This window comes from Bacillus sp. JJ1532 (assembly GCF_036965085.1).
Classification (GTDB): domain Bacteria; phylum Bacillota; class Bacilli; order Bacillales; family Cytobacillaceae; genus Cytobacillus.
In genome coordinates this window covers 1-7,404 of the sequence record NZ_JBALOW010000112.1, presented here as the reverse complement: position 1 = coordinate 7,404, position 7,404 = coordinate 1, and the positions used below count along the sequence as shown (strand labels likewise).

The 7,404-nt window shown below is 36.6% G+C and carries 6 protein-coding genes; 5 read left to right on the top strand and 1 reads right to left on the bottom strand.

The features are described 5' to 3' along the window. Positions 1-300: 300 nt before the first annotated feature. The gene (locus V7122_RS23865; protein WP_335529668.1) at positions 301-1,785 is read left to right on the top strand and encodes a catalase; all 1,485 of its coding nucleotides are present in this window, start codon (positions 301-303) and stop codon (positions 1,783-1,785) included. 80 nt (positions 1,786-1,865) lie between these two features. Here the strand turns inward: V7122_RS23865 and V7122_RS23860 are convergent, their stop codons facing one another. Further along, complete coding sequence (locus tag V7122_RS23860; RefSeq protein WP_335348506.1) at positions 1,866-2,024, bottom strand: hypothetical protein; 159 nt, start codon at positions 2,022-2,024, stop codon at positions 1,866-1,868. Between the two features lie 246 nt (positions 2,025-2,270). On the opposite strand from V7122_RS23860, the gene V7122_RS23855 reads away from it, so the two are divergent. The 4 genes from V7122_RS23855 to V7122_RS23840 all read left to right on the top strand — a co-directional run bounded on the left by V7122_RS23855 (position 2,271) and on the right by V7122_RS23840 (position 6,867). Next, positions 2,271-3,827, top strand: a complete 1,557-nt coding sequence (locus V7122_RS23855; protein WP_335490554.1) for an ABC-F family ATP-binding cassette domain-containing protein — start codon at positions 2,271-2,273, stop codon at positions 3,825-3,827. A gap of 261 nt (positions 3,828-4,088) precedes the next feature. Further along, positions 4,089-4,940, top strand: coding sequence for a DegV family protein (locus V7122_RS23850; RefSeq protein ID WP_335346016.1), 852 nt, complete (start codon positions 4,089-4,091; stop codon positions 4,938-4,940). Between the two features lie 587 nt (positions 4,941-5,527). Continuing rightward, the gene (locus tag V7122_RS23845; RefSeq protein WP_335529665.1) at positions 5,528-6,325 is read left to right on the top strand and encodes an HAD family hydrolase; all 798 of its coding nucleotides are present in this window, start codon (positions 5,528-5,530) and stop codon (positions 6,323-6,325) included. An 8-nt stretch (positions 6,326-6,333) separates the two neighbouring features. Continuing rightward, positions 6,334-6,867, top strand: coding sequence for a DsbA family oxidoreductase (locus tag V7122_RS23840; RefSeq protein WP_335529661.1), 534 nt, complete (start codon positions 6,334-6,336; stop codon positions 6,865-6,867). Positions 6,868-7,404: the final 537 nt, after the last annotated feature.

Here is a 7,404-nt window from a genome sequence, read left to right as displayed (position 1 = left end):
CGATCTTGAAAACACAATGTTTTTTTAAGTCTCTAGTTTTAAAAAAGAAGTTCTTTTGTCCAAGTTTGAAAATATAGATATATTAATGTTGCTATTAAGTGCCTGTTTCTTTTAATACTTGCTACTTTATTTTAACACTGCCTTCATAACTACTATTCACTGTTATTATGTTAATTACCTTTATAACATTTATCAATTTAAATTAATTATAATTTGATATTGATTTCCCTTTGATAAATGTTATCATTGAGTGAGAAAGTAAAATATTAAATTAATAAAAATGCTAGGAGGTAATTTTTCGTGAATAATGAAAATCAAAAGAAATTGACTACTGCGGCAGGCGCCCCTGTTGTTGATAATCAGAACTCGATGACTGCTGGTCCAAGAGGCCCGATCCTATTGCAGGATGTTTGGTTACTAGAAAAGCTAGCTCATTTTGACAGAGAAGTGATTCCTGAAAGACGAATGCATGCAAAAGGATCTGGTGCCTATGGGACGTTTACTGTCACCCATGATATTACAAAATATACAAAGGCTAAAATATTCTCTGAAATTGGTAAACAAACAGATATGTTTGTACGTTTCTCTACAGTTGCTGGTGAGCGTGGTGCAGCAGATGCTGAACGGGATATTCGTGGATTTTCGATGAGATTTTATACGGAAGAAGGAAACTGGGATCTCGTTGGAAATAATACACCCGTGTTCTTCTTCAGAGACCCGATGCAATTCCCTGATTTGAACCATGCTGTTAAGCGTGACCCCCGCACGAATATGCGAAACGCTAACAACAACTGGGACTTCTGGACTTCACTTCCTGAAGCATTGCACCAAGTGACCATCGTCATGAGTGACCGCGGAATTCCGAAGTCGTACCGTACGATGCATGGATTCGGAAGCCATACATTTAGTATGATCAATGATCAAAATGAACGAGTATGGGTGAAATTCCACATGCGTTCACAACAAGGCATTGAAAACATCACTGACGAAGAGGCAGAACTACTTGTTGGAAAAGATCGTGAAAGCCATCAAAGAGATCTTTATGAAAATATCGAAAATGGCAACTTCCCAAAATGGAAAATGTACATCCAAGTGATGACAGAGGAACAAGCAAAAAATCATCCTGATAACCCATTTGACTTAACTAAAGTATGGTATAAGAAGGACTACCCTCTCATCGAGGTTGGAGAATGGGTGCTCAATCGGAATCCAGAAAACTATTTCGCTGAAGTAGAACAGGCTGCCTTTACACCAGCTAATGTCGTACCAGGTATTAGCTTCTCACCTGATAGAATGCTGCAAGGCAGATTATTCTCTTACGGAGATGCTCAGCGCTATCGTTTAGGTGTTAACCACCATCAAATTCCTGTTAATCAGCCAAAGTGCCCTTTCCACAGCTACCATCGTGATGGAGCAATGAGAGTGGACGGCAACAAAGGCAGCACCATTCACTATGAACCAAACAGTTATGGTGAATGGAAAGAACAACCTAAGTATAAAGAACCGTACCTTGCTCTCCAAGGGGATGCCGGTCAGTGGGATTTTAGAGAAGATGATGACAACTACTTTGAACAGCCTGGCCGTCTCTTCAACTTAATGAGCAAAGAACAACAGCAAGTATTGTTTGAAAATACAGCTCGTAATATGAATGGTGCTGAAAGACATATTCAGATTCGCCATATTAAACATTGCTATCAAGCGGATCCTGCTTACGGTGAAGGAGTCGCAAATGCGATTGGTATCCCATTGAATGAAATCGAAGTTGAAGTAAAGGAAGAAAGATAATTTTCTAGTCATAAGCAAAATGATAAAAAAGCACACCGATTATTTACTAAATTTGGTGTGCTTTTTGCTTGCCTGTTTTTTTACTCCTCCATAAAAACTCTCGCGTAATACAAACTTTCTTCGTCTAATTCACCATTTTCTATTGTTTCTTCTAAAGAATTCTTTTGCTCTTCACTGACAATCTGAAAACTTCCTGAGACATTTGGAACCGGTTTATTATTCTCCTTTTTTATGATCATTCATCCCCTTTCATTAAATTACTTATAATGTGGTTTTTTCTTTTGAAAATATTCAAATAAAATAATTCCCCTCTTTTCTGAATAAATGGTTTGTTCAAAGTTCATCTGAATTTTTGTCAATCAAATTTCTTTTCCCTTTATATCCAATCATTTTCCACCTTCTTAGCTACTAAAAATGCTAGTTTTATAAGAAAAAATCTTGTATTATGTAAAAATGGATTACTTTCGATGAAGTGGTGATTAATAATGAGTTTATTAAATGTTGAAAAATTAAGTCACACATTTGGTGACAGAACACTATTTAAAGATGTCTCCTTTCGATTACTTGCAGAAGATCATGTAGGTTTAGTTGGTGCAAACGGGGTTGGGAAATCGACCTTGATGAATATTATTACTAAACAATTAATTCATGATTCAGGTCGTGTTGAATGGACTCCTAATGTTCATTATGGATACCTTGATCAGCATACAGTTTTGACACCAGGAAAAACAATGCGGGATGTCCTAAAGGATGCTTTTCTTCCGCTTTTTGAACAAGAAAAGGCTCTGAATGAAGTGACTTCAAAAATGGCGGAGGCAACACCTGAAGAACTTGAAGCATTATTAGAAGAAATGGGAGAAATTCAGGATCGTCTTGATGCAGGCGGATTTTATTCCCTTGATATTAAAATTGAGGAAGCAGCACGCGGGCTTGGGTTAGATGCCATCGGACTGGATCGGGACGTTTCCGCACTAAGTGGTGGCCAACGTACAAAAGTTTTATTGGCAAAGCTCCTTTTAGAACAGCCACAAGTCCTATTGCTTGATGAGCCGACCAACTATTTGGACGTTGAGCATATTCGCTGGCTGACGAATTATTTGAAAGAGTATCCGTATGCTTTCATGCTCATTTCCCATGATACAGAATTCATGAACCAAGTATCAAACACCATTTTCCATCTGGAATTCTCGAAGCTGACCCGTTATACAGCCAGCTATGATAAATTCCTAGAATTAGCGGAAATCAATAAAAACCAGCATATTAATGCATATGAGAAACAGCAGGAATTCATTAAGAAACAAGAGGATTTCATTTCGAAAAATAAAGCGCGATATTCAACGACAGGCAGAGCAAAGAGCCGACAAAAGCAGCTTGATCGCATGGAAAGAATTGATCGCCCTGAAACAGCAATGAAACCAACTTTTGATTTCAAAGAATCCCGCGGAAGCAGCCGTTATGTTTTTGATGGGCAGGATTTTGAGATTGGTTATACACATGCTTTATTACCAAAAATGTCAATCACGATTGAACGCGGTGAAAAGATAGCGATTGTCGGCTGTAACGGTGTCGGTAAATCTACACTTTTGAAGACAATGCTTGGAAAGATAAAGCCAATAAGTGGTAAAGTGGAGCGTGGAGACTTCCTCTTCCCTTCTTATTTCGAACAGGAAGTAAAAGCTGGAAACATCACTCCGATTGATGATGTTTGGAGTGAGTTCCCATCCATGGATCAGCATCAAGTACGTGCTGCTCTCGCTCGATGCGGCTTGAAGAATGAGCATATTTCTCGTCCTTTAAATCAATTAAGCGGCGGCGAGCAAGCAAAAGTTCGCTTATGCAAGCTCCTTATGAATGAAAGCAACTGGCTTCTATTCGATGAGCCTACAAACCATCTGGATGTTGTTGCAAAGGAAGAATTAAAACGAGCATTAAAATCATATAAAGGTACAATCGTGCTAGTTTGCCACGAACCTGATTTCTATGAAGACTGGGTAACGAAGGTTTGGGACGTAGAGGAATGGTCCCAACAGCTCCAATCGTAATAAATTCCATTCATAACCCCTGATTTTTCAGGGGTTTTTTGCTTAAATGTGAGCAAAAAATGAATTTTATCATTGAGTCTTTTAAACGCTTACATTTAGTGTATAATAAAACAGGCCCGGCAAATAAGATCAATAGTTTAGTATGTATTATTTTTTCAATATGGATATTTTACAATCATTTTTTTAAAAGGATCCGATGTGTTTCAATATATTGGCATTGCCTTTCAGCGGGTAAATTTTTGATAAAGGACAAATGAATTTATGACAACCAAAAAGATAGCCTGGATTACTGACAGCACGGCATTTATTACAGATGAGCTGCGGAATCATCCTGATGTTTATGTCGTCCCGCTCTCCATTACTTTTGGCGATGAAACATTTGAGGATGGGATAGATTTAAATACAAATCAACTATATTCCCGTATTCGTTCATCGAAAGAAATACCAAAAACCTCACAGCCTTCAGCTGGGAGATTTGCGGAGCTTTTTGAACAATTAAAAGGTAAATATGACTCAGCTATAGCCGTTCATATTTCTGGAAAATTAAGTGGAACCATTAATAGCTGTCTATCAGGTGCTGCGCTTGCCGGTTTTCCGGTTGATACAGTCGATTCTAAATCGATGTCCTATGCTATTACGACTTTAATATATAAAGGCATGAATCTTTTAAATGACGGCATGCCTGCTAAAAATATCGCAGAAATTCTTCAGAAAGAAGCAGCCAAATCTGAAAATTATATTTTGCTAGGAAGTCTTGATCAATTTTATAAAGGCGGACGAATGTCAGGTACTTCCTATTTACTCGGCAGTCTTCTAAAAATCAAACCTATTATCCGAATAAACACAAATGGTGAATTTGGACTTTTCGACAAGGTTCGATCTGAAAAGAAAGCAATTAAACGTATGCTAGATCTGCTTGGTGAATCCTATAAGAAGCATTCAATATTACAAGTACAAATTCTTCATGGAAATGTGCTGGATAAAGCAAATAAACTCGCTTCAGAAATAAAAGCACACTTCCCTAATCTCGATATTTTCATCGGAGAAATAAGCTCCACGATCGCTGCTCATGCTGGAGAAGGAACACTTGCAACCATTTGGCATAATGAATAAAAAGAAAAATGTGTCGGATTTTTCATAGTTGTTCAGTATTTGTAGAGAAACATTGAAAATAACATACAAATTAACAGACCATTCGCATACAGGATTGGTCCTTTTTTATACATATTTTACTTTTGGCATGTAAAATTGCTGAACCATAGGCAAATGAAATAACCATTAATTTCTTGATATTTCATTCTGAACTTAGCGGACATCAGATCCTTTTATTGTGACAAAATGAGTTAATTCCTTATGTTTGGGGTCAGAGGATCCGCTATTTTGAAAAAAGCAGTAATTTCATTGAGTTTTTCGTAATTAGAGTACTTGGTGTCCCCGCTTAGCTCTTAAAATAGGGTCATTTAATAAATATAACGGATTCAATATCCTCTTAAGAGTAAAAACTATATATCTTCCAATTTAACCAAGGAAAATCATCCAGTTAACCATGGTTATTCCCTACTTTCCACATACAAACCCTCTTTTTTTTGCATAGTAACGTCCACTGCTCACCACTCTTCACTAAATCTATACATTGAATTTACTTGGCTTTAATATTCAGATAATACAATTGGTTTATCAACGAATGAGGAGGCAGATAAATGAATGTGCGTGCAATATTTATAGATATGGATGGTACACTATTAAAAGCCTCAAACTCCATTTCCAGCCGAAATAAAGAAGCCATTTATAAGCTAATTAATCAGGGAGTCAAAGTTTTTCTAGCCACTGGTCGACACTATGACATAACTGCTCCCTACCATAAGGAAATTGGATTACAAACTCCGATGATCTGTTTGAATGGTGCCGCTATTCACGATGCAGAGACAGGTAGAATGATTCAAATGAAGACCGTCCGATTAAACGAAGAACGTTTCCACAATTTGACCGCTGAAAGTCCTTGTAATGTTATCATCCATACAGCAAATGGGATTTATTATAAGGAATCAAATAAAGAAATCGATTATTGGGCAAAAGTTGGGCAAATTCCGCCACTGTATATTGGTGACTTAAGACAAGTAAATTATCAAGATGTTCTTAAATACAGTGTTCGAACAGGTGCACCATGTCCGGAATTATCCGCATTGTTTAAAAAAGAAGCAGAAGTCATCGATTGGAATGACGGATTTGAGCTAGTTGCTCCAAATGTTTCCAAATGGTCTGCCATTAAAAGCTTACTTACTGAATTTCGAATGAGTCCAAGTGAAGTCGTAGCCATTGGAGACGGACCCAATGATATAGAGATGCTTCGTCATGCAGGTACTGGTGTGGCCATGGGGAACGCTTGCGAAAAGGTTAAAGCTGCAGCTGATTTTATTACAGGACACCATGAAAATGACGGATTAGCTGAGTTCATCGAACGGAATCTTCTTATAACATCTAAATCCTATGCGATTTAGAGTTTTTTTTGACTTTTTTAATGAAAACATGCGAAAATAAATTCCTCCCAGACAATGAACAATTAATTGGATTAGCAAAAGAAGTTGGACTTAATGAAGAGAAAGTGAGGTCCATTCTTGAAGATGAAAATGCTTATTTAGCTGACGTTCAAAAAGACATCAAAGATGCAAGAAGCATGCAAATAAGTGGTGTTCCATTCTTTGTAATGAACAATAAATACTCTGTTTCAGGTGCTCAACCAAAAGAGGTATTTAAAGAAGCATTAGAAAAAATTGCAGAAGAAGGCATTAAACCTACTTTGAAAACATTTGGCTCTACCGATGGTGGTGTTTGTGGTCCTGACGGCTGCTCGATATATCTCAACTATTCTCTAAATGAAACTTTTAAAAAAATACGCAAACAATCTGTACATCTATTCACATGGTATACAGATTGTTTGCGTAGATTCCAGACATGGTGTTCTCCAAAACTGTTAACGTTGAAAATAGCCCTAATGAAAAATTGGCCTTATCCTTATTCAGGGAATACGACATTTTGTTAAAGATTATTATTGTAGTAAAGCACCTTTTATTTTAAGAACAACTCAAAATTTAATTGTTATTGACCCTACCCATTGGCTTGTATTTGAAGCCACTTGAAATGTATTATTATCTATCCACGCTAGTTTCCCTAAAAACCTTCTGTAAACGATTTCACTGGGAGCTCCTTCCACGAGTACAGTTTCTTTTACTAATAAACCTTGTTTAGAATACATTTTAATAATTAATCTAAATGAAGTATTTATATGAACACCAATAACAAATGCTATATGATTTTGGTTAGGATAGTATTTTAATTCTCAATGAATGCGAATCCATCTTACAAAAACCTGGCCTAATTAAGTTCAATTCTACCTACATCTTAACATAAATATCGTTTGCTTTAAGTAAAGTTATTCCTCCAAATGGCCCTATTTAACATGCTGAATGTCTTTGTACTGGAAGGCAATAATCCCTTGTACGAAAAATAGCCTTATTTAAAGGAAGTTTGCTTAGTGTATGTTTTTATAAAAAATTAGAAAAATAATAATATCCATAAA